Source organism: Ensifer sp. R1-3, from assembly GCF_056739175.1.
The window spans coordinates 334,047-357,251 of sequence record NZ_CP096515.1; the positions used below are offsets into that span (position 1 = coordinate 334,047).

The 23,205-nt window shown below is 63.2% G+C and carries 19 protein-coding genes; 3 read left to right on the top strand and 16 right to left on the bottom strand.

The annotated features are described in order from the left end of the window. Positions 1–63: 63 nt before the first annotated feature. The 10 genes from M1D43_RS01680 to M1D43_RS01725 all read right to left on the bottom strand — a co-directional run bounded on the left by M1D43_RS01680 (position 64) and on the right by M1D43_RS01725 (position 11,619). Entirely contained in the window at positions 64–585 is a 522-nt protein-coding gene (locus tag M1D43_RS01680; RefSeq protein WP_127517676.1) for a hypothetical protein, read from the bottom strand. A gap of 106 nt (positions 586–691) precedes the next feature. Further along, a complete protein-coding gene (locus M1D43_RS01685) occupies positions 692–1,825 on the bottom strand; it encodes an ABC transporter substrate-binding protein (protein ID WP_127615322.1) in 1,134 nt (377 codons plus the stop codon). A 2-nt stretch (positions 1,826–1,827) separates the two neighbouring features. Continuing rightward, the gene (fhuF, locus tag M1D43_RS01690) at positions 1,828–2,559 is read right to left on the bottom strand and encodes a siderophore-iron reductase FhuF (protein ID WP_153312965.1); all 732 of its coding nucleotides are present in this window, start codon (positions 2,557–2,559) and stop codon (positions 1,828–1,830) included. Positions 2,560–2,588: 29 nt separating this feature from the next. After that, positions 2,589–4,763, bottom strand: a complete 2,175-nt coding sequence (locus tag M1D43_RS01695; RefSeq protein ID WP_153312964.1) for a TonB-dependent siderophore receptor — start codon at positions 4,761–4,763, stop codon at positions 2,589–2,591. 323 nt (positions 4,764–5,086) lie between these two features. Then, positions 5,087–6,514: a gamma-aminobutyraldehyde dehydrogenase gene (locus M1D43_RS01700; RefSeq protein ID WP_153313238.1), complete on the bottom strand. Its 1,428-nt coding sequence runs from the start codon at positions 6,512–6,514 to the stop codon at positions 5,087–5,089. A gap of 27 nt (positions 6,515–6,541) precedes the next feature. Then, positions 6,542–7,357: an ABC transporter permease gene (locus M1D43_RS01705; protein WP_010969816.1), complete on the bottom strand. Its 816-nt coding sequence runs from the start codon at positions 7,355–7,357 to the stop codon at positions 6,542–6,544. Next, positions 7,347–8,297: an ABC transporter permease gene (locus tag M1D43_RS01710; protein WP_153313239.1), complete on the bottom strand. Its 951-nt coding sequence runs from the start codon at positions 8,295–8,297 to the stop codon at positions 7,347–7,349. The genes M1D43_RS01705 and M1D43_RS01710 overlap by 11 nt, the downstream gene beginning before the upstream one ends. Beyond that, positions 8,294–9,292, bottom strand: coding sequence for an ABC transporter ATP-binding protein (locus tag M1D43_RS01715; protein ID WP_192923397.1), 999 nt, complete (start codon positions 9,290–9,292; stop codon positions 8,294–8,296). Before M1D43_RS01715 ends, M1D43_RS01710 begins: the two co-directional genes overlap by 4 nt. 302 nt (positions 9,293–9,594) lie before the next feature. Then, positions 9,595–10,755 carry an ABC transporter substrate-binding protein gene (locus tag M1D43_RS01720; protein WP_153313242.1) on the bottom strand — a complete coding sequence of 387 codons (1,161 nt, stop codon included), beginning with the start codon at positions 10,753–10,755 and terminating at the stop codon, positions 9,595–9,597. Positions 10,756–10,878: 123 nt separating this feature from the next. Further along, on the bottom strand, positions 10,879–11,619 hold the full coding sequence (locus tag M1D43_RS01725) for a LysR family transcriptional regulator (protein ID WP_498814066.1): 741 nt from the start codon (positions 11,617–11,619) through the stop codon (positions 10,879–10,881). 119 nt (positions 11,620–11,738) lie between these two features. Here M1D43_RS01725 and M1D43_RS01730 point away from each other — a divergent pair, with 119 nt between their 5' ends. Together M1D43_RS01730 and M1D43_RS01735 are read left to right on the top strand one after the other, a co-directional pair. Then, positions 11,739–12,662 (top strand): alpha/beta hydrolase, encoded by a 924-nt coding sequence (locus M1D43_RS01730; RefSeq protein ID WP_153313243.1) that lies wholly within the window; start codon positions 11,739–11,741, stop codon positions 12,660–12,662. 7 nt (positions 12,663–12,669) lie between these two features. After that, positions 12,670–13,074 (top strand): ACT domain-containing protein, encoded by a 405-nt coding sequence (locus M1D43_RS01735; RefSeq protein WP_010969811.1) that lies wholly within the window; start codon positions 12,670–12,672, stop codon positions 13,072–13,074. A gap of 140 nt (positions 13,075–13,214) precedes the next feature. Here M1D43_RS01735 and M1D43_RS01740 read toward each other — a convergent pair whose 3' ends face one another. Next, positions 13,215–15,212, bottom strand: coding sequence for a CocE/NonD family hydrolase (locus M1D43_RS01740; protein WP_153313244.1), 1,998 nt, complete (start codon positions 15,210–15,212; stop codon positions 13,215–13,217). A 79-nt stretch (positions 15,213–15,291) separates the two neighbouring features. Further along, on the bottom strand, positions 15,292–16,881 hold the full coding sequence (locus M1D43_RS01745; RefSeq protein ID WP_127540279.1) for an ABC transporter substrate-binding protein: 1,590 nt from the start codon (positions 16,879–16,881) through the stop codon (positions 15,292–15,294). Between the two features lie 123 nt (positions 16,882–17,004). Between M1D43_RS01745 and M1D43_RS01750 the strand changes: the two genes are divergently transcribed. Continuing rightward, complete coding sequence (locus M1D43_RS01750) at positions 17,005–17,799, top strand: helix-turn-helix domain-containing protein (RefSeq protein ID WP_153313245.1); 795 nt, start codon at positions 17,005–17,007, stop codon at positions 17,797–17,799. A 29-nt stretch (positions 17,800–17,828) separates the two neighbouring features. Here the strand turns inward: M1D43_RS01750 and M1D43_RS01755 are convergent, their stop codons facing one another. Genes M1D43_RS01755 through M1D43_RS01770 form a run of 4 tightly spaced genes read right to left on the bottom strand, consistent with a single transcriptional unit; the run spans position 17,829 to position 22,975 of the window. After that, entirely contained in the window at positions 17,829–19,460 is a 1,632-nt protein-coding gene (locus M1D43_RS01755; protein WP_003536648.1) for an ABC transporter ATP-binding protein, read from the bottom strand. Further along, positions 19,453–20,280, bottom strand: coding sequence for an ABC transporter permease (locus M1D43_RS01760; protein WP_003536650.1), 828 nt, complete (start codon positions 20,278–20,280; stop codon positions 19,453–19,455). Before M1D43_RS01760 ends, M1D43_RS01755 begins: the two co-directional genes overlap by 8 nt. Further along, positions 20,277–21,401 (bottom strand): ABC transporter permease, encoded by a 1,125-nt coding sequence (locus tag M1D43_RS01765; RefSeq protein ID WP_164819221.1) that lies wholly within the window; start codon positions 21,399–21,401, stop codon positions 20,277–20,279. The genes M1D43_RS01760 and M1D43_RS01765 overlap by 4 nt, the downstream gene beginning before the upstream one ends. After that, the gene (locus tag M1D43_RS01770; protein ID WP_003536654.1) at positions 21,386–22,975 is read right to left on the bottom strand and encodes an ABC transporter substrate-binding protein; all 1,590 of its coding nucleotides are present in this window, start codon (positions 22,973–22,975) and stop codon (positions 21,386–21,388) included. Before M1D43_RS01770 ends, M1D43_RS01765 begins: the two co-directional genes overlap by 16 nt. Positions 22,976–23,205: the final 230 nt, after the last annotated feature.

Sequence of the window (23,205 nt, forward strand, 5' to 3'; positions counted from 1 at the left end):
CGCTTGCGGGGAGGAGGTGCCGGCAGGCGGATGAGGGGCGGATGCAGGCGAGACCGTCGTAAATCACCGTCGGCTCGAGCCCCTGACCTCACTCACCCTATAGCTCCATTTCGGAGCGGTCGGCGCTTCATCCGGTCGGAAGGGAAAGGTGAGGAACGTCTCGAACGGGCGGCTCTGGCCGCCCGGCACTCTCAGCAGGATGAGCGCGGTGTCGTCGCCGATGTGCCTGCAGGCGTCCTGCGGGCAATCCTCGAGCGTTACGGTCAAGCGGAAATATTCGAGCGCCAAGTCCGACGCATTGGCGGCAGTGCCGCGAACGCGATAGCTGCGCCTCGTCTGGCTTGGCTCGACAGTCATATTCTCGAGCACGATATCGTCGGCGGTGAGCCCGGTTTCAGGCTGGTCCGGAGCAGGCGCTGGGACCTCGTCCGGAGCACTCTCGTTCAGCCAGACGAGGAAGGCGGCGCTGAGGGCGAGCGCGACCGCAATCGAAAGAACCGGTTCGATCCAGCTGCGGAAGCGACCGTAACGAGCCGCGAGATACACGATCGCCAAGCCCAACGGTAACGCAATCAGCCATGCCATGAAGATCCTCCTGGGAGAACCTTATATAGGGACGCGCGGCGCTGGCAATCGTTCGCGCCTGCCTCGACCCTTCTGCCTCGCAGAGGCCGCAACACTCAGCCGAAGCTCATTTCTTCAAGCTTATCCAATAGGAACCTTCGAAAGGTACCGCCGCGAAACGCCGGTTGATCTCGGCGAGCGTGGCGGCGGGATCGACATCGGGAAAGAGATCGGGGCGCAGCCACGAGGCGAAGGCCTCCGCCGCGACGATGTTCAGCGGAACGGCGTTGAAAAAATTCCAGAGGCCGTGGACACGCCCGTTGCGAACGGCGGCTATGCTCGCCATCACCGGCTTGTCCACGGATTCGGTCAGGGTTGTTTCCGCCTCTTCCGCCGTGACGCCGGGGCCGATCGAAAAGCCGCTGTATTTGCCGCCGGGCGACGAGGTGGCGATATAGACATCCGGATTCTCGGCCATCACCGCTTCCGCGTTCATCATGCCGCCCGGACGCGGCAATGCGCCCTCGGCGATGTTGCGGCTGCCGGTGATGGCGATGAACTCGCCGAGGCCGCCGACCCCATAGGCCCAGCAGCAACGGTCGGGCGCCGGGAAAGCTTCCATGAGAACTTTCGGCCCCGGCTCGGAACTCCCGGCAACGCGCTCGCGAATCCGGGCAAGACGCTCCTCGTAGAAGCGGGCGAAGTCTTCCGCCTGTTCTTCTCTCTCGAAGACCTTGCCGAGGAGACGCATGTTGTCCGGCGTGTTCTTGAGCACCTCGTTGTTGAAGTCGACGACGATGACCGGCACGCCGGTGCTTTCGAGATATTCCATCGCGCGCCGGCCCGCCTCGGTGTCCGCCTGCCAGTTGGCGAGGACGGCAAGATCGGCCTTGAGCGTCAGGATGGTCTCGAAGGAGAGCCCAGGGCCGCTTCCGTCGTCGATCAGCGGCACATCGGCGAGCTTCGGGAACTTGCGCAGATAGCTTTCGTATATCTCGGGATTGTCGCCCTTCATGTCGCCGGACCAGCCTGCGAGAAGGCTTACCGGGTCCGGATGAATGAGCGAAAGGGCCACGAGATTGAAGCCCGTGCCGAGCAGTACCGCTTTGGGCGGTGCGGGGATCGTAACCTGTCGTCCGACGGCGTCGGTGACCGTCATCGGCCATTGTGCCTGCGCCAGCGCGACGAGCGGCGAGAAGGCGATCGCCAGGAAGGCAAGGACGCGAACGAGGCTTCGGCGGCAGAGCAGCAGACGAGACAAGGCTATTGTTTCCTTTGGCTTGGAAGGGCGCAGAGGCTGCCGCAGCTCGGGATGCCCGGGAGGAGATATCTCAGGCAGCAGATCTTGCGCCGGCAGACGCGCGTCCCGTCCTCTTCCTCCTGGCGCAGACAGTCGAAGAAAGGATTGGGAGCGCCGTTGGGCATCAGCCGGCGACCGACCATCGCATCGGCCTGGTCGCTCATGGGGTCGGTCCCGGCGGTTCGAAGCGCATAATCGATGTAAACGGCGGCATTGTTCCAGGCGAGCCTGGGCGATATGCCGCCAACCGCCTTGAGATGCGGCACCACTTTGGCAAGGTGCTCGTCCACGAGCGAGCCGATCAGGGCGAAGATGTCACGCCCGTCATCGTCGCGCCACTGACCTGCAGTCGCGACCCCGAAGGCGCGGGGCAGTCCGTCGTCGGAGAGCGCCACCGTCATCTGGTCGAAATCCGCCGGCAGCGCCTGGTGGTCCAGCACCCGGGCGACGACATAGGGGATGGTCAGGGCGGAGAAATAATAGAGCGACCACATGGAGGCCACGGCGCGGCGGTCCGTGCCGCCGGAGGCCCCGGCATAGTGCGAGAGCGTCCGGTCGAAGGCGCCGGAGGCGAAGAAGTCGGACAGCGGAATGCCGTCGGAAAGATTCTCCGACAGCATCATCTTCTCGTTGCACCAGGCATGCGGTCCCGCAAAGGCCGCCGACAGACCTTTCGGCTCGTCGATTGCCGCCATGCTTTCATGCCCGGCTGTTGTCATGTCGCTTACCAGTTATAGCGCAGCGAGCCGATAACGGTGCGGCCCTGATCGCGATGGCAGTAGCCGGCGGTGCACACGGCCTCGCGGCGGTCGAACAGATTGGTGGCATTCACCTGCAGATGCAGACCCTCATATTTCTGGTCGATCGCTGCGAAGTCGTAGCCGACGGAAGCATCGAAGAGAACACGCGAACTATTCTTGAAGGTGTTTTCGTCGTTGCCGTAACTTGATCCGACGAAACGCGCGCCTCCACCCAGGCTGAACCCGTAAAAAGGACCATCTTCCGGCAATGTATAATGGGCCCAAATCGACGCCATGTGCTGTGGAGCGGACGAGACATAGTTTCCAATCGTGCCTGAAGGACCCTGAATGATCTTCACATCGGTATAGGCGTAAGAAGCTATAAGCGAAAGGCCGTTGTCAAGGCTGGTATTCGCTTCGATCTCAAAACCGCGCGAACGCAGTTTTCCCCGCTGTACCTGGATAGCGGTATCGCCGGAGGCTTCGAGATAGAGGCCATTCTTCTGATCGATGTTGAAGAGCGCGGCGGTGATCAGCGTGTTGCTGTTCGGCAGAAGGTATTTGACGCCGATTTCCTGCTGCTCGCTCTCGGTCGGCTTAAAGGGCTGGTTCGTTTCCCTGTTGATGCCGGCATTGGGCGTGAACGCCGTCGAGTAGCTTATATAGGGGGCGAGGCCGAAGTCGGTCTGGTATGTGAGCCCTATGCGGCCGGAGAACTCCTTGTCCTTCTGAGAAACCGTCGTCAGCGAATCGGTGGCGAGATCCGTGGTATCCGTATCGGTAGAGACCCAGTCGTAGCGACCGCCCACAGTCAATGTCCAGGCGTCGTAACGGATCTGGTCCTGCAGGTAGGTACCGAGCTGCCACTGGTCCTGGACCGTGCGCGTATTGAAATCGATCGGGTCGACCGGACGCCCCTGCGTCGGATTCTTGGTATCGAGCGGCGGCGACACGCCGCGCCCGTCGAGCGCACGGAAACGCAGCTTCGTATAATCGACGCCGGCAAGCAGCGTATGCTCGATGGCGCCCGTGTCGAATTTGGCTTCGAGCTGGTTGTCGATCACGAACGCGGTCAGCCGCTCGTCATATGTGCCTGCGCTGCTGTCGAGCAATGTCGGATCGGCAGCGTTCGGCGCATAGGCAAAGGCCCAGTCCGCGTCGATGTTCAGAGTGGACACGCGCGCGTTCTGGCGGAAGACAAAGGTGTCGTTCAGCCGGTGCTCGAACTCATAGCCGACACGCCCCTGCTTCTGTACCGAGTCGTTGAAGTCAGGATTGCCGGCAAATATGTCGGTTGCTTCGCCGGTGAGCGGGTCGTTGTAATAAGTTGCCGTGCCCCCCGAATTGGTGCGCGAATACTCGCCGAGAACGGTCAGCTTCGTGTCTTCGTCCGGCTTCCAGGTGAAGGCCGGCGCGATATAGGCACGGTCGTCTGCGAGGCCAACCTGTTCGGTGTCGGCATCGCGCAACAAACCGGTCAGGCGGTAATAGACAGGGTCGTTCTCATTCACTGGACCTGAAAAGTCGAACTGGCCCTGATATCGGTCGTGGCTGCCATATTGAACCTGCACCTCTCTGAGCGTGTCCTCAGTCGGCCGCTTGGTGATGAGGTTGTAAAGGCCGCCCGCTCCGGTTGCGCCGTAAAGGGCAGAGGAGGGGCCGCGCAGGATCGAAACGCCTTCCAACCCGTAGGGCTCGTTCTTGAAGATCGAGTCCACGGCGGCCGGTTGGCGCAGATTGTCACGGAATACGCCGCTATAGGTCACGTCGAAACCGCGGACGAAGAACGCATCGAAACGGGGATCGAAGCCGTAGGCTCCGACGCGCGTGCCGGGCGTATAGGCGAGCGTCTCCAGCAGCGTCTGCGGATTGCGATCCTTCAACTGCTGTTCGGTCACCGTCGAGATCGACTGCGGTGTCTCCAGGAATGGGGTGTCAATCTTCGCTCCCGTGGCGCTGCTGGTTCCGACATAGCCCTCGGCGGTGATGACCCCGCCGCTGCCGTTGACCACCAATGTTTCGAGGGCGGTGGAGTCGCCATTGGAAACGGTCTCCTGCTCTGCTTCCTGCGCCTGTGCGGTAGCGACGAGGGCAAGGGCCGACGTGCCGGCGAGGGCAAGGCGGATCAACGGCAGGCGGAGGGCGGATTTCGAGGGCATGCGACGCAACCTTAATCATTATATTTGATAAGGTGAGCTAATCACTCATGATTATGCTGAACGCAAGCCGTTTTCATGACTTTTTGAGTCATGTTCAGGATATTGTGGGAAATGTGCAACAGCAGCGTGCGGGTGCGTGCGTCGGAGCCCGCTGTTGCCCCTCTCCTCGGGTTTAACCCGAGGACTAATCCTCGCCCCGCGAGCGAGGCGAGGGGGACGAGTAGGCCGCGCGCTCGATGAAAGTAAGAGCGGAAGGGTGCCTCGAGTCTCCTTCGCCCCGCTTGCGGGGAGAAGGTGCCGGCAGGCGGATGAGGGGCCGGCCTCTAGCCGTGATTGATCATGATGTGCCGGACGGCGGTGTAGTCCTCCAGCGCATAGACCGACATGTCCTTGCCATAGCCGGACTGTTTGATGCCGCCATGCGGCATTTCGTTGGTCAGCATGAAATGTGTGTTGATCCAGGTGCAGCCATATTGGAGACGGGACGCGGCCCTCATCGCCTTGCTGATGTCCTTCGTCCAGACCGATGAGGCGAGGCCGTAATCGCTGTCGTTCGCCCAGGCCACGGCATCGTCCTTGCCGGTGAAGCGCGTGACGGAGACGACCGGGCCGAAGACTTCGCGGCGGACGATCTCGTCCTCCTGAGTGGCGCCCGCGACGACCGTCGGCTGGAAGAAGAAGCCTTGGTCGCTGCCCGTGCGGCCGCCGGTGGTGATCTCGATGTGCTTCTGGTCGGCGGCCCTTTCGACGAAGCTTGCCACGCGGTCGCGCTGGCGCCTGGAGATCAGCGGACCGATCTCGTTTTCAGTGTCGTCGTCGAGATTGTAGCGGATTGTGGAGACCGCCGAGGTGAGGTCGGCGACGAGCTTCTCGTAGATGCCGGCTTCGGCATAGATGCGGCAGGCGGCGGTACAGTCCTGACCGGCATTGTAGTAGCCGAAGGTGCGGATCCCGTTGACGACCGCCTCGAGGTCGGCGTCGTCATAGACGATGACCGGCGCCTTGCCGCCGAGCTCGAGATGGGTGCGCTTTACCGTCTTGGCGGCGGCCGCGAGCACCTTCTTGCCGGTGGCGATGTCGCCGGTGATCGATACCATGCCGACCTTCGGATGGTTGATCAGCGCGTTGCCGACGGTCTCGCCGCGGCCGGTGATGACGTTGACGACGCCTTCGGGGAGAATGTCGGCGATCAGCCGCGCAAGTTTCAGCGCCGTCAGCGGCGTCTGTTCGGATGGCTTGAAGACAACGGTGTTGCCGCCGCCGATCGCCGGCGCCAGCTTCCAGGCCATCATCATCAGGGGATAGTTCCACGGCGCGATCGAGCCGACGATGCCGATCGGATCGCGGCGGATCATCGACGTGTGGCCCGGCAGATATTCGCCAGCCGCCGGCGCATGCAGATTGCGCACCGCACCGGCGAAGAAGCGCCAGCAATCGATGATCGCGGGCAACTCGTCGTTCTTCACCGCATTGATCGGCTTGCCGCAGTTCAGCGCCTCCAGCGCGGCGAATTCGTCGGCTTCTTTCTCGATCGCATCGGCGATCTTCAAAAGGGCGTTGGAGCGTTCGGCCGGCGTCGTCTGCGACCAGCCGACGAAGGCGCGCTCGGCAGCGTCGACGGCGGCGTCGATCTGCGCGTGGGAGGCCTCCGCGATGTCGATGATCCCGGCGCCCGTCCGCGGATTGAGGATGTGTTCCTCGGCCTCGGTTCCGGCTTCGAAGCGCGATCCGATCAAGAGCTGGGTGTCCATGTCTGTTCTCCCTTCAAGTGCGAAATGTCATTTGCCGGCGCCGGCGATCTGGTCGCCGTCGCGGGTCAGGTAATAGGCGCCGAGGATCGGCAGGAAGGTGGCCATCACGACGACCATGGCGACGACGTTGGTAACCGGGCGCTGGCGCGGGCGGATCAGCTCTTCCAGCATCCAGATCGGCAGGGTCGATTGCTGCCCGGCCGTGAAGGTCGTGACGATCACCTCGTCGAAGGAAAGCGCGAAAGCGAGCATGCCTCCGGCAAGCAGGGCCGTGCCGATATTCGGCAGGATCACGTAGCGGAAGGTCTGGAAACCGTCGGCGCCGAGATCCATGGAAGCCTCGATCAGCGAGCCGGAAATGCGGCGGAAGCGGGCGACCGCATTGTTGTAGACGACGACGATGCAGAAGGTCGCGTGGCCGAGCACGATCGTCCAGAAGGAGAAGGGGATGTCGGCCATGGAGAAGGCGGAGCGCAGCGCAATGCCGGTGATGATGCCGGGAAGCGCGATCGGGAGGATGACGAGGAGCGAGATCGTCTCGCGGCCGAAGAAACGGGTCTGGCTGACGGCAGCGGCGCAGAGGGTGCCGAGGACGAGGGCTACCGCCGTCGCGATCGAGGCGACCTTGACGGAGAGCGTCAGCGCCGCCCAGACATCCGGCCGGTTCCAGGCGACGGCGAACCATTGCGTGGTCAGCCCCGGCGGCGGAAACTGGTAGCTCTTCTCCTCGGTCGTGAAGGCGTAGAGAAAGATCAGCAGGATCGGCAGATGCATGAAGGCGAGGCCGGCGGCGGCCGCGATCTTCAGACCCAATGGAGCGGAGTTCGCCTTCTCAGAGCGCATCGAAGGCCCCCATGCGTTTGGCCATCCAGAGATAGGCGCCCATGATGACGATCGGCACGACCGTGAAGGCGGCGGCGAGCGGAATGTTTCCGGCGGTGCCCTGCTGCGCGTAGACCGCCTGACCGATGAAGAGCCGCGAGGAGCCGACGATCTGCGGGATGATGTAGTCGCCGAGCGTCAGCGAGAAGGTGAAGATCGATCCGGCGACGATGCCCGGCAGCGCCAGCGGAAAGAGCACATGGCGGAAGGTCTGGGCGGGCGTTCCGCCGAGGTCCGACGAAGCTTCGATCAGATTGGCCGGCACGCGCTCGAGCGCCGCCTGGATGGGCAGGATCATGAACGGCATCCAGACATAGACGAAGACGATGAAGGTGCCCGTATAGCTGACGGACAGCGAATTGCCGCCGACGACGGGAAGAGAGAGCCAGGCATCGATCAGCCAGAGAAGGTTCAGCTTTCCGAAGAACCAGGTCAGGATGCCTTCCTTTGCGAGGATCAGCTTCCAGGCATAGATCTTGACGAGATAGCTCGACCAGAGCGGCAGCATGACGGCGAGATAGAAGAGCGCCTTCCATTTCCCCCGCGCGTAGCGGGCGGCGTAATAGGCGATCGGAAAGGCAATGAGCGCCGAGACGAGCGTCACCAGAGCGGCCATCGAGACGGTGCGGATGATGATGTCGAGATTGGATTCGCTCAAGAGCTGCCGATAGGTGGCGAGCGTGAACTCGTAATTTATGAGCCCGGAGAAGTCGTCGATCGAGAAGAAGCTCTGCAGAAGCAGCGCGAAGAGCGAACCGAGATAGACGATCCCGAGCCAGAGGAGCGGGGGTGCGAGAAAGATCGCAAGCAGCACATGCGGGTGCCGCCAGAAGAAATCCGAGAGGCGGCCCGCCGTGCTGCGGCGTTGCGGAAGCATGATGCTTTCGGCGACGATCGTCATGCGTCCTCCATCGGGTGGAGGTCGTGCGCGGCGAAGCTGATCGTGACCGGACTGCCGACCGCTGGAACGCCACGCGCCGCCGGGCTCGCCACGGCGATGCGGGCACCCTCGACGTCGATCAGGATTCGGTTGGTGGCGCCGAGGAAGCTCTGCGAAGCGACAGTGCCGGAAAGGCTCAGCACTCCGTCGCTCGGCGGCGCAATGGCCACAGCCTCCGGGCGCAGGCTCGCGAAGGAAGCCTTCAGCCCCAGTCGGCGGCAGAGGTCCTCGGAAAGCACGTTGGAGGAGCCGACGAAATCGGCGACGAAACGGGTCTGCGGACGGTTGTAGACCTCCTCCGGGCTTCCCAGTTGCTGGATACGGCCCTCGTTGAAGACGGCGATCCTGTCGGCCATCGAGAGCGCTTCGCCCTGATCATGGGTGACGAAGACGAAGGTGATGCCCAACGACTTCTGCAGCGTCTTCAATTCCTCCTGCATCTGTTCGCGCAGCTTCAGATCGAGCGCGCCCAACGGCTCGTCGAGAAGCAGAACCTTCGGCTTGTTGACGAGCGCGCGGGCGAGCGCCACGCGCTGGCGCTGGCCGCCGGAAAGCTGTCCGGGCCGGCGCGTGCCGTAGCCCGGAAGCTTCACCATGGCGAGCGCATCCTCGGCCGCCCTGCGGCGCTCCTCGCGTCCGACGCCCTTGACCATCAGGCCGTAGGCGACGTTGTCGAGAATGGAGAGATGCGGGAAGAGGGCGTAGTCCTGGAAGACGGTGTTGACGCTGCGCCGGTAGGGCGGCACGCCTTCGGCGGTCTCGCCGAAGATCTCGATGTGGCCTCCGGTCGGCTGCTCGAACCCTGCCATCAGCCTCAGGCAGGTGGTCTTGCCCGAGCCCGATGGACCGAGCATCGCGAAGAACTCGCCCTCGGCGATCTCGAGGTTCACGCGATCGACGGCACGCACGGCGCCGAAATAGCGGGAAACATTGTCGAAGAGGACGGCGGCGTTCATTGCGATACTCCAGGAGATTTCGGCGAGATTTCGGCCCCTCATCCGGCTGCCGCCACCTTCTCCCCGCTTGCGGGGAGAAGGCGACTCGGGGCTCCCTCTCGGGCTTCATTTCATCGAGCGGGCGCGGCTTACTCGTCCCCTTTCCGCCTGCGGGGAGAGGGCTACTGCATGTTTCCTTTAATCGCATCCGATTAAAGGACAAAAACATGCAGCAGATCAAAGTGCTACAGCGACCTTTGCGCGTCTCATAAGACGCGCGGCGCTGTAGGGTGAGGGGCAAACGCTTGCGCTGAAGGCAGGGCTTACCGCCCGCCGATCACACCGATATAGTCGGAGACCCAGCGATGATAGGGCACGCACTCGCCCTGGCTTTCGCATTTCGTCACCGGCGTCTTCCAGAACTTGACCTTCTCGAAGTCGTCGTAGCCGTTGGTCTTGCAACCTTCGTCGGTCAGAAGCTCGTTGCCCTTGCAGGCGGCACCGACGGAGGGGTTGGCACCGAACCAGGCGGATACATCTCCCTGGACCTTCGGCGAGAGCGAATGCTCCATCCACATATAGGCGCAGTTCGGATGCTCGCTGTCGGCATGCAGCATTGTCGTATCGGCCCAGCCCGTCACGCCTTCTTCCGGGATGACGGAGGCGATCGGCTGCTTCTCGGCCTGCATCAGGTTGACCTGGAAGGGCCAGGAGCCGGAGGCGACGACGCCCTCGTTCTTGAAGTCGTCGATCTGGATCATCGCGTCGTGCCAGTAGCGGCCGACGAGGGTGCGCTGGGTGCGCAACAGATCGAGTGCGGCCTTGTACTGATCTTCGTTGAGCTCGTAAGGATCCTTGATGCCGAGATCGGGCTTGTGCGCCATCAGGTAGTTGGCGGCGTCCGCGACATGGATCGGGCCGTCATAGGCCTGGACGCGGCCCTTGTTGGACTTGCCGTCGGGCAGCGTCATTTCCTCGAAAACGACTTTCCAGCTCTTCGGCGGCTGATCCTTGAAGGCTTCGGTATTGTACATCAGCACGTTCGGGCCCCAGACATAGGGGGTGCCGTAGTGGACGCCGTTGGCGGTGTGCCACGGCGCGTTCTGCATGCGCTCGTCGATCGTCTTCCAGCTGGGGATGAGATCGGTATTGATCGGCTGGACGCGCTTTCCAGCGACGAGGCGCAGCGATGCGTCTCCGGAGGCGGTCACCAGGTCGAAACCGCCTTCGTTCATCAGCGCGACCATTTCGTCGGAGGTGGCCGCCGTCTTGACGCTGACCTTGCAACCGGTCTTCTTCTCGAAATCGGTGACCCAGTCGTAATTTTTGTCGGTCTCGCCGCGCTCGATATAGCCCGCCCAGGCGACGATCGAGAGCGCACCTTCGCTCTGACCGAGCTCTTTCAGCGGCTCCTGCGCCAGCGCAGGGGCGGCGAGGCCGAGCGACAGGGTAAGTGCGGTGCAGGATTTCAGGATCTGCTTCATCGGAAGTCTCCCCAGTTTCATGCCGTTAGCGGCTTTGTTCCCGGATCGAAGCGTGCCTTGGTTTCTCCGTATTCGCAAATTCATTAATCAGAATGCCGATATCGGTATTTCCGATATCTGAGTTCATCGCGGGCGGGCGCTGCGCAGCGCTTCGGCGACGCCGACGAAATCGCGCGCGGACTGTGGCAGGCTCGAACCCTTGCGCCAGACCATGCCGACCTGCACCACCGGCAGCGCCCCGGAAACATCGCGGCTTTCGATCCGGTCGCCTTCGAGCGACCAGGGGCGGTAGACGAGGTCAGGCAGAAGCGCGATGCCGGCGCTGACGAGCGGATGGCCGATCGGCAGCCACAGGCGGTAAGGAGAGGTTTCGAGGATTTCCGCCTGCAGCGCCATGCGGTCGCGCAGATTCGAGATGACCATCACGGCGACGTCGAGCTCGCCGCCGATCAGGAGGTGCTCGAGATAGGAGCCATTGTCCTCGATGGCGCTCACCTCCACGCCGGGGCAGGCGCGGCGGTAGCGCGCAAGCAGGTCGGAGAGCACGTAGCCGGCGACGAGGGACGTGACGCCGAGATTGAGCTTGCCACCGCGTTCCTCGCGGCTGTCGGAGAAGCTGCGCCGCGCATCGGAGACATCGGCGAGGATCTTGGTCGCGTGGCGCAGAAACTGATGCCCGTTATGGGTGATCGCAAGGCCGCGGGGGTGCCGGTCGAAGAGCTCGACGCCGAGATCGGTTTCGAGCTCCTTGATTGCCTCGGTGATCGATGATTGAGAGATGGAGAGGTTCTGCGCCGCGCGGGTGACCGAGCCCTGCTCGGCGACGGCGACGAAATATTGCAATTGCCGGAGTGTGAATGCCATGTGCGAATTAACACCGTGCGCCGCAGGGAACGCAAGCACGGCGTGAACGGCAGCAGGGCTGACGCATTTCGTCGTGCACGCCGGCGCGACGCTGTTAAGGTGCGGTGAGGGGGAACAGGATGGATTCGAAAACGACAAAGCCAATGCCGACGGAAGCGGGGATTCGCGCCTTTCACGAACGTTGCGAGGCGTTCTATCCCGCCGATGCGGTCAATGCCTCCGTCGAGCAGCAACGGCAATGGTATGATGCACTCTGCGCCGAGTTCGACGCGCCGTCTCCCGAAGGGCTGACCCGGCGGGACGAGCGGGTGGCTGGGCGAATTCCGGTGCGGTACTACCGTCCGGCGGAGGTCGCGAGCGAGACGCGCGTCTTCTATATCCATGGCGGCGGCTTCGTCGTCGGCTCGCTTGAGAGCCACGATGCGATCTGCGCCGAGCTTGCCCATGGTGCACGGGTCGAGCTGGTGTCGGTGGACTATCGCCTTGCCCCCGAACATCTATGGCCCGCAGCCTTCGAAGACTGCTACGACGTGCTGGGAGCGCTTCTTGCCGATGGGCGCCCGCTCGTCGTCGCCGGCGACAGTGCCGGCGGCAACCTGTCAGCCGGTATCGTACTGAAGGCGAAGGCTGAGGGGCTCGCCGGCATCGTCGGCCAGGTCCTGATCTATCCCGGCCTCGGCGGCGATCTGACGCGCGGCTCCTATATCGAGATGGCCGAGGCGCCGCTGCTTTCCACCGCCGACGTCGACTATTACCGCGAGGTGCTGAAGGCACCGGCGGATCAACCCTTTGCGCACCCGCTGAAGGCCGCGGACCTGTCCGGGCTTCCCCCGGCCTATGTTTCCGGCGCCCATTTCGATCCGTTGCGCGACGATGCGCGCGCCTATGCAGCCCGGCTCGCCCAGGCGGGCGTGGACGTCACCTACCGGGAAGAGCCGCAGATGGTCCATTCCTGGCTCCGGGCGCGCCGCATGAGCCCCGGCGCACAGGAGGGCTTCGCCCGTCTGGTGCAAGCTGTGGCGAGATTGGCCGGTACGGCTTGAGGCGGCGATGAGCGGCGAGACGGATCTCAAGCGACTGCTGGCAGAGATGGAGCCGATGCTGCATGACGGCGAGTATGTCTATTGCACGGTTGAAGGTCGCGCTGCGGCCTGGTTCGCGCTTGAGCCGATCGGAACCTTTCGCGAAAATGAGGGGATTACGCTCATCCTCGAGCGGGCCCGTGCCGAGGCGGCGGGACTTTCCTATGGACCGGTGCTGCGGCTGATTACGCTCAGCGTCCATTCCGCACTCGAAGCCGTAGGACTGACGGCGGCGGTTTCCGGCGCACTGACGCAGGCGGGCATCAGCGCCAATGTGGTGGCGGCCTATTACCACGACCACATCTTCGTGCCCGCGGCGGACGCGAAAAGGGCCGTCGAAGTGTTGCAGACGCTCAGCCGCAGGGACAACTGAACGCAGTGAGTTTGAACCTCTCCCCGTACGCAAGATCGGGGAGAGGGGCATAGAGACGTCTTCCCGAGTCCCCGTCAAAACGCGTCAAAACGGGGAGAAGGTGCCGGCAGGCGGATGAGGGGCGGTCGCGCGCCGATCCCTCACATGAAATCCCGCCGGATCCGCTTCTCGAAGGTCTTCTCGAAGATCTTCGTTTCATCCTCGAAAGCCTCGACCTTGGCGGAGGTGATCCACTCGGTTTCCGTACAGCCGAGGCGGGAGGTCGAGACGGTCTTCAGCGATTGCTGCCCACGCCGAGCGATGCAGGTCCAGGTCGAAACGCCCGTGATGGAGTGCGGATCGTCCGGTGCGATCGTCCAGGTTTCGTCGCGGATGTCCTGCGTCGCATTGCCGGTGCCGGGATGCTCGACGAGGCCGGTATTCTCGTAGATCCGATAATGCGTCCGGCCCTTGGTCATGTCGCGTTCGACGATGCGGCGCGTTTCGGCCGGTGAATGCTCGATATAGTGCGGCAACGGGTCGGGATTGGCCGGCTGCGGCACGACGATCTCGCGATGGTCGCCGAGAAGCGGCAGGGAAAGCGAGACGCTGGCCGTGTCGATCGTGACGCCCGGATCGGTCGGCGACGGCAGGATGATCGGCCAGTAGGATGTCGACAGCGACAGCCGGATGCGGTGGCCGGCACGGAAGCGGTAGCCGCAGGCATCGAGCACCAGCGTGACGCGCGTCTTGCGGTTCTTCTCCATCGGCACCGGCTTGGCATTGCCGTTGCGGTGCGCCAGGTTGAGAACGCCGAAGGCGACGCGGGTCGACGTTCCGTCCGGATGGACATCGACGATACGCGCGGCGAGATTGGCGGTTTCGGCACTGCAGGAAAGCTCGAGGTCGAGCACAGGCTGGCCGAGATAGTCCTCCGCCTCGAGCAGCGGGTGCGTGTCGAAAGTGAGCGAGCCCGCATCGTCGATGCGCTGGTCGCCGGGCATCTCGGCGTCGGGTTTCAGCGTGAAATACTCACCGGCAGCAGTGCCGGTATCGAGCGGCGAACGCAGGTAAACGTCGCCGATCCCGCGCCTGGATGGGGAACCGGCCGCCAGGCCTCCCTCGCTCGAAACCGCGAAGGTCCGCATTTCCGGCGTGGTCCAGACGTCCTTGGCGATCCAGCGGCCCGGGTCTTCATTGCGCCTGACCGCGGGCCTCGGACCGTCGAGGATATAGGCGCGCATCTGCGGCAATTGCTCGGCATCGTTCTTTTCGTCGCGAAGCCAGCGGTTCCACCAGCGGATCGCCTCTCCGAGAAAGTCTGCTCGCGGCTTCGGCCAGGCGAAATGCGGATATTTGTGGACCCACGGGCCGATGAGCGCCTTGGCCTTGCCGCCGAGCCCCTCGACCGCCTTGATCGGCGTGTTGCGGTAGCCGTCCGCCCAGCCGGCGATCACCAGCGCGGGGATCGGAAAGCCGTCGAAATCCTCTGAGATCGAGCCATGCCGCCAGAAATCGTCGCGGCGCTGGTGTTCCAGCCATTCCTCCAGGAAGAAGGGCTCGTTCTCGAGGCGCTCCAGCCACATCTCCCGCCAGCGCTCGCCGACGAGTTCCGGGTCGGGCGATCGGGACTGGTAGGCGAGCATGGTTGCCGCCCAGGAGAGTTGCGCCGAGAGATGGCAGCCGTTCTTGTAGTGGATGTCGTCATTGTAGCGGTCGACGGTCGAGGCGATCGAGATCACCGCCTTGAGGGCCGGGGGCTTGAGGGCAGCTACCTGCAGACAGTTGAAGCCGCCCCAGGAGATGCCCATCATCCCGACCTTGCCGTTCGACCAGGGCTGTGCCGCAATCCATTCGATGATCTCGCAGCCGTCGGAGAGTTCGCGCGGGGTATATTCGCCGTCGATCACGCCCTCGGACTCGCCCGAGCCGCGGATGTCGACGCGAACGCCGGCGATCCCGGCGGCCGCGAAGGCAGGGTAGGTGGATTCGTCCCGTGCACAGGTCCCGTCGCGCTTGCGGTAGGGCAGGTATTCCAGGACTGCCGGCACCGGCTTCTGCTCGGTGCCCTCAGGCATCCAGATGCGTGCGGCAAGCCGGGTCCCGTCCTCCAGGGTTATCCATTCGTTTTCGATGACGGTGAAATTACGCTCGGCCATGTTGGCTGCCTCCGATCGGTGCTTGACTGTTGAGACGCGAGGCGCAGGCGGAGAACCACCTGCACCTTCCCGTTGCACTTTAGCTGTCGAACCAGACGCGGCTTCCGACGTAGCCGTTGGAAAGGTCGTTGCCGATGTCGTGCACGAAGCCTTTCAGCGAAGCGGAGGCGGCGTTCACATAATCATTGAAGACCGGCAGGATGAGGCCGCCTTCGTCGCGCACCATGAGTGCCATGGTGTGGTAGAGCTCCTTGCGCTTGGCTTCGTCAAGTTCGGAGCGCGCCTGCAGGAGCAGTTTGTCGAAGTCCTCCCGCTTGAAACGCGTGTCGTTCCATTCCGCACTCGAAAGATAGGAGGTGGAATAGCGGGAATCCTGCGTCGGGCGGCCGCCCCAGTAGGAAGCGCAGAAGGGCTGGACATTCCAGACATTGGTCCAGTAGCCGTCTTCCGGCTCGCGGCGTACTTCGATTTCGATACCGGCCTTGCGGGCGCTTTCCTGGAAGAGGACCGAGGCATCGACCGCGCCCGGGAAGGCGGCATCGGAGGTACGCAGCAGGATCGGCCGGTCGTGGCCGGACTTCTTGTAATGGAAGGCGGCCTTGTCGGGGTCGTAGGCGCGCTGCTCGATGCCTTCAGGTGCCAGCGCGTAGTTTTCGTTGACCGGATAATCGTTGCCGAGCGTGCCATAGCCGCCGAGCACGCGGTCGAGAATAGCCTGCCGGTCGATCGCATATTTCAGCGCGAGCCTCAGGTCATTGTTGTCGAAGGGGGCCGTGTCGCAATGCATGAGGAAGCTGTAGAAGCCCTTGCCCGAGGTCTGCAGGATCTCGACGCGGGGCGCACGCTTCAGAAGCGGCACGGTCTTCGGATCGACGCCGTTGATGAAATGCACCTGCCCGGAGGAAAGTGCCGCAATGCGGGCCGTGTTGTCGTTCATGACGATGATCTCGACGCTGTCGACATAGCCGCGGTCCGAACGCCAGTCGGCGGTGTTCTTCTCGAAGGTTGCCCGGATGCCGGCCTCATAGCTTGCAAGCTTGTAGGGCCCAGTGCCGATCGGCGAGGCGGGGTTGTCGACGCCGCCGCCGGGCTGGATGATGAGATGATAGTCGGTCAAGAGGAGCGGCAGGTCCGCATTGCCTTCCGTCAGCGTCAGGACGAGGTCGCCGGCTTTTTCCTCGATCGCCTTGACGGACCGCATCAGCCCGAGCGCTCCCGACTTGGAGCCTTCGTCGGAATGCCGCTTCAATGTTGCGATCACGTCCGCGACGGTCAGTTTCTTGCCGTCGTGGAAAGCGATGTCGTTCCGGATCTTGAACGTCCAGACCGAAGCATCTGCCGACGACTCCCAGGAGGAGGCGATCGCGGGCAGCGGAGCGCCGGTCTCGGGGTGGGACTCGACCAGCGTGTCGCCCCAGAGATGGCCGATCACGAAGGATACCGAACCGCTATAGCTTGCCGGATCGAGCGAATCGGTCGTCGCTCCGCCGTCGAGGCCGAGCTTCAGGTGGCCGCCGCGTTTGGGCTCCTGCGCTCGTGCCTCGCCCAAGCCGATGGAGCTCCCGATGCCGGCGGCGAGGCCGAGCGCTGCCGTGCCTGCGAGGAAACCGCGCCGGTTGATGCCGGCCGGTACGATGAGGCCGTCGGGACGCTTCGTGAATTCGGTCATTTCCAGTTCCCCTTGCGTGTTTTGTTCGAGAGAAACCTAGCGCCTGCCGGGCACCAGACAATTTCGCGACTTGACGCGTTTTTTCGCTGGTTTACGCTACCCGCAATCCGAGGGGTGGAGCACTTGCAGCAGGACGACACATTCGCAACAAATCTGCGTTTTGCCTGTGCGACGCGGCGCTCGATCTCGCAGGTTTGCCGGGAGATCGGCATCAACCGTCAGCAGTTCAACCGCTACATCAATGGCGAGGCGCGGCCTTCCGCTCACAATGTAGCGCGGACCGCGGCGTTCTTCGGGCTTTCGGCCGAGGATTTCTCACTGGCGCCGAAGCTCTTCGAGGCCCGCATGATCCGCCCCGAACGACACCGTCTGGAAGCGGGTCAGCTTCTGGAAGGATTTCCGGGCGATGCCGCAGCCCTTCGCCACCATTTCGGCTACTACCAAACCTATCATCTTTCGCTCTCCTGGCCCGGCTTCGTCGTCTGTTCCTGCGCGCATATCTACGAGGAAGGTGGCTCGATCCGGGTGAAGTCGATCGAGCGCATTCGCGATAAGGCGAACGAGATCGAGCAGTTCTCGAAATATGTCGGCCTTGTCACCTTCTGGCGAAACCGCATCTTCATGGCCGAGCGCACGGTGGGGCAGGCGTCGATGCTGGCGCAGACGATCCTGATGCCATTCGAGGTGCACCAGCGGGTCTATCTGCGCGGCACCACGATGGGGGTCTCGTGGCGCAAGGAGAACCTGCCCTACGCCTCGCGGATGATCTGGCGGCATATCGGGCTGGATCCGGACAAACGCCAGATGCTTTCGCGCTGCGGGCTGCTTCCGTTCGGATCGCGGCATCTGCCTTCTGCGGTCCGGCGCTTCCTGGAGGCGCCGGAGGCCGAGGTGCTGACCATTCCGGCGGAATATTGACGGATGCGCGTGGCGGCCGCCACGCGCATTCAATTGCCGGCGCTCTCCATCCGCCGCGTCTTCAGCACCTTTTCCAGCCAGCCGATTTCCATTTCGGGAACCGACTTCAGGAGAAGATCGGTATAATCGTCGAAGGGCGGCGAAAGGACCTTCGATTTCGGGCCGAAACGCACCAGCCGGCCGCGATGCATGACGGCGACGCTGTCGGCGATTGCCCGGACGATGGCGATGTCATGGGTGATGAAGACATAGGAAACCGCGGTTTCCTCCTGCAGCTTCAGGAGCAGGTTGAGGATGCCTTCCGCCACCAGCGGATCGAGCGCCGAGGTCGGCTCGTCGCACAGGATGAGCTCCGGTTTGGCGGCGAGCGCCCGGGCGATAGCGACGCGCTGCTTCTGTCCGCCGGAGAGCTCGGCTGGGTAACGATCGAGGAAGCGCGTCCCCATTTCGATCTGGTCCAGCAGTTCCTTCACCCGTTCGGTCTTTTTGGCGCCGTGCATGCCGAAGTAGAAGGAGAGCGGCCGGCCGACGATCTCGCGCACCGTCTGGCGCGGATTCATCGCCGTGTCGGCCATCTGATAGATCATCTGGATCCGGCGCAACTCGTCGTTCGTCCTGCCTTTCAGGGCCTTAGGCAGTTCCTTTCCTTCGAAGGTGATGCGCCCTTCGCTCGGCGGAAGCAGGCCCGTGATGACGCGCGCGAGCGTCGATTTGCCTGAGCCCGATTCGCCGACGATTGCCAGTGTCTGGCCCTTCGGCAGGTGCATCGAGACGTCGTGCAATACCTTGAAGCCGTTGGCGTAACCGGCATGCACATGTTCGATCTTGAGAAGCGTGTCGGTCTGGTCCGGAGCTTCGTCGCGTTTCGCCTGGCGGACGCTGACGAGGGCGCGGGTGTATTCTTCCCTCGGAGCCTCGATCACCTGCTTGGTGGTGCCGTACTCGACGGTCTTGCCGTGGCGCAGAACCATGATGTCGTCGGAGATCTGGGCGACGACTGCAAGATCGTGGGTAATGTAGAGGGCCGCGGTATCGGTCTCCTCGATCGCGTGCTTGATCGCGGCGAGCACGTCGATTTGGGTCGTCACGTCGAGCGCCGTGGTCGGCTCGTCGAAGACGATCAGTTCCGGGTTGGGGCAGAGCGCCATGGCGGTCATGGCGCGCTGCAACTGCCCGCCCGATACCTGATGGGGGTAGCGGTCTCCGAAGGTTTCCGGATTGGGAAGGCCGAGCACCCGGAAGAGATAGAGCGCACGCTTGGTCGCCTCGTCACGGTTCATTATGCCGTGGCGCAGAGACGCCTCGATCACCTGGTCGCCGAGCTTGTGGGCGGGATTGAAGGCTGCGGCGGCGGATTGCGCCACGTAGCAGACATGACGTCCACGAACCGAATTGATGCCGCCCCGGCCGAGCTTCAGGATGTCGCGGCCGTTGAGCAGCACCTCGCCGCCGGTGATGCGGCAACCGCCGCGGCCATAGGCGAGCGCCGAGAGGCCGATCGTCGACTTGCCGGCGCCGGACTCGCCGATCAGACCCAGCACCTTGCCCTTTTGGAGATCGAAGGAAACGTCCTCGACCAGCGTCACCACTTTCGGCGGTTCGCCCGGCGGATAGCTCGTCGCTTCGATCTTCAGGTTCTTGACGGAAAGCAGCTCAGGCATCGCCGCGGCCTCCTTTCAGGCTCGAGGTGCGCTTCATCAGCCAGTCGACGACGAGATTGACGCAGATGGCCAGTGCGGCGATCGCGGCGCCCGGGATGAGCGCGGCCGATATGCCGAAGATGATGCCGTCCTTGTTGTCCTTGACCATGCCACCCCAGTCGGCGGCCGGCGGCTGAATGCCGAGGCCGAGGAAGGAGAGGGTGGAGAGGAACAGGATCGAGAAGGCGAAGCGCAGACCGAACTCGGCGAGCAGCGGCGACAGCGTGTTCGGCAGGATTTCCCGGAAGATGATCCAGACATTGCCTTCGCCGCGCAACCGCGCCGCTTCGACGAACTCCATCACCGCGACATCGAGGGCGACGGCGCGGCCGATGCGGAAGACGCGCGTCGAGTCGAGCACGGCCATGACGAGGACCAGGATCCAGAGATGCTGCGGCAGCACCGCGAGAACGACGAGTGCGAAGATCAGCGTCGGCACCGCCATCATCAGATCGTTGAAGCGGGAGAAGAACTGATCGACGAAGCCGCCCGTTACTGCCGCGGTGAAGCTCAGGATCATGCCGAGAGCGAACGACAAGACGGTTGCCGCCAACGCCACGAAGATGGTCGTACGGGCGCCGTAGATCAGGCGCGAGAGCAGGTCGCGGCCGAGATTGTCCGTGCCGAGCAGGAAATCGCCGCCTGCCGGCAGCCAGATCTCGCCGACCACCTCACGCTCGCCGAAAGGCGCGAGGACGGGTGCAAAGAGGGCGCACAGAAGTGCGACGGCAATGCCGATGATGCCGATCCAGGCGCTGAAGGGAATAGATCTCAGGTTCATCGCGGGTGCCTCAATCTCGGATTGGCGAGAATGGCGAGAATGTCGGCCGCCATGTTGAGGAAGATGTAGAAGGCCGCAAAGATCAGCCCGCATGCCTGCACGACGGGCATGTCGCGCACCGTCACGGCATCCACCATGTATTGCCCCATGCCGGGATAGACGAAGACGACTTCGACGACGACGACGCCGACGACCAGATAGGCGAGGTTCAACGCTATGACGTTGATGACCGGCGCCACGGCATTGGGGGCGGCGTGGCGCGCGATGATGCGGAACGTGCCGAGCCCCTTGAGTTCGGCGGTTTCCACATAGGCGGACGACATGACGTTGAGGATGGCCGCGCGCGTCATGCGCATCATATGGGCGAGGACCACGAGCACGAGCGTCGCGACCGGAAGTGCGATCGCCGAAAGCCGCTCGGTGAAGCCCATGCTGTCGTAAACGGTCGCCGGGAAAGTGGCGACGCCCCATTTGACGGCGAAGAACATGATCAGCAGATAGCCGATGAAGAACTCCGGCAGCGAGATCGCCGCAAGCGATATCACGTTGATGATCTTGTCAGGCAGGCGGTTTCGGAATTGCACCGCGAGCATCCCGAGCCCCACGGCGAGCGGCACGGAGATGAGCGCCGCGAAGAAGGCGAGGAAGAGCGAGTTGCCGAGGCGGTTGCCGATCTGCTCACTGACGGAATTCCTGCTCGCCCAGGACGTGCCGAAATCACCCTGCACGGCGCCGCCGAGCCAGCTGAGATAGCGCTCGCTCCAGGGGCGGTCGAGCCCGAGATCCTTGCGGATGTTCTCGACGGCCTGCGGCGTCGCCGACTGACCGAGATAGGTGGTGGCGAAATCGCCGGGCAACGCCTCGATGCCGCCGAAGATCATCAGCGACACGGCGAAGAGCAGGCCGACGCTCAGTCCCAGGCGCTGAAGGATCAGCGCCGCGAGAGGACGGCGAAAGGCGAAGCGCCGCCAGAACGTGCCGCCGAGCTCGTCGGCGGTCGGGTTGGGTTTGGCTGGGACACCGGAAAGATCGGGGGACCGCAGGGCTGTCTCGCCTGCGGTCGCATCCGTCACGACCGGACCCGTGATCGGTCCGCTTTCCATCATCAGGCGTCCAGCCATACCCTGGTCGCGACATAGCCGTTCGACATGTCGTTGCCGATGTCGTGGACGTAGCCCTTCACCGTTTTACCGGCCGCGTTCACGAAGTCGTTGAACATCGGCAGGATCAGGCCGCCTTCGTCGCGCACCATCATCGCCATGGTGCGGTACATGTCCTTGCGCTTGGCCTCGTCGAGCTCGGAACGTGCTTCGAGCAGGATCTTGTCGAAATCCGGACGCTTGAAGCGGGTGTCGTTCCAGTCGGCTGTCGAGAGATAGGCGGTGGAGTACATCTGGTCCTGGGTCGGACGCCCGCCCCAATAGGATGTCGAAAAGGGTTGGACGTTCCAGACGTTGGACCAATAGCCGTCGCCCGGCTCGCGCTTGACCTCGATCTCGATGCCCGCCTTCTTGGCGCTCGCCTGGTAGAGGACAGCGGCATCGACCGCGCCGGGGAAAGCGACGTCCGAGGTGCGCAGCAGCACCGGACCGCTATGGCCGGATTTCTTGTAGTGGAATGCCGCCTTGTCCGGATCGTAGGCGCGTTGCTCGATACCTTCGGGGAAGAGCGCATAGGTGTCGTTGATCGGGAAGTCGTTGCCGACCTTGCCGTAGCCGCCGAGGATGCGCTGGACCAGAGTCTCGCGGTCCATCGCATATTTCAGCGCCATGCGCAGGTCGTTGTTGTCGAACGGCGCCGTGTTGCAATGCATGATGAAGACGTAATGTCCTCGGCCCGACGTGTTGAGGATTTCGACGGTCGGCGCCTTCTTCAACAGGTTGACCGTCTTCGGGTCGACGCGGTTGATGAAGTGGACCTGGCCGGAGGACAGCGCCGCGATGCGCGCCGTCGCATCGTTCATCGCGATCAGTTCGACTGAATCGACGTAGCCGCGGTCGGTGCGCCAGTCGTCGGCGTTCCTTTCGAATGTGGCGCGTACGCCCGGCTCGAAGCTTGCGACCTTGTAGGGGCCGGTCCCGATCATCGCGTCGGGATTGTCCGTGCCGCCGTTCGGCTGGATGATGAGGTGATAGTCGGTGAGCAGCAGCGGCAGGTCCGCATTGCCCTCCGTCAGCGTCAGGACGAGCTTGTCGCCGTCGGCCTTGATTTCCTTGATTGATTTCATCACGCCGAGCGCGCCGGACTCGGACTTTTCGTCCGTGTGTCGCTGCAGGGTCTTGATGACGTCGTCGATCGTCAGTTCCTTGCCGTCGTGGAATTTGACGCCCTTGCGGATCGTGAAGGTCCAGGTGGCGGCGTCGGCGGAGGGTTCCCAGGATTCTGCAAGCGCCGGCACCGGTTCGCCGGTCGTCGGGTGGCTCTCGACGAGCATGTCGCCCCAGTTGCGGCCGACCACGAACATGAATTGCGACAGCGCCTTCGCCGGATCCCGCGAGTCGGTGGCAGCGGCCCCTTCGAGGCCGAGCTTCAGGTGACCGCCGCGCTTCGGCTCCTGCGCCGCGGCGCTGGACGCAAAGAGCGTATTCGCCGTCGACGCGGCAATGCCGAGGGCGGCAGCGCGTCCGAGAAATTCACGCCGGTTCATTTTGCCGAGCATGACCTGACGTGCCAAATAGTCTTTGTAATCGCTCATTCCCCTGTTCCCTTCTTCAGCCGGCATTCGCCGTTCGTTGTGATTGGTAGAGTGTTCGCGTATTGCCATCGGTCGAGATGGCCGGAGGTGGTTTGCAGTCCACCGTGATCGTCTCTATCCTGACCTCCTCATTTGGTCTCTTTGCGCGTTATCCGCGCTGTTCATCCATAAGGCTAACCGCTTGGACGGGGCTTGTAACGTCCTAAATTATAAATCTTTTCCATAAGCAT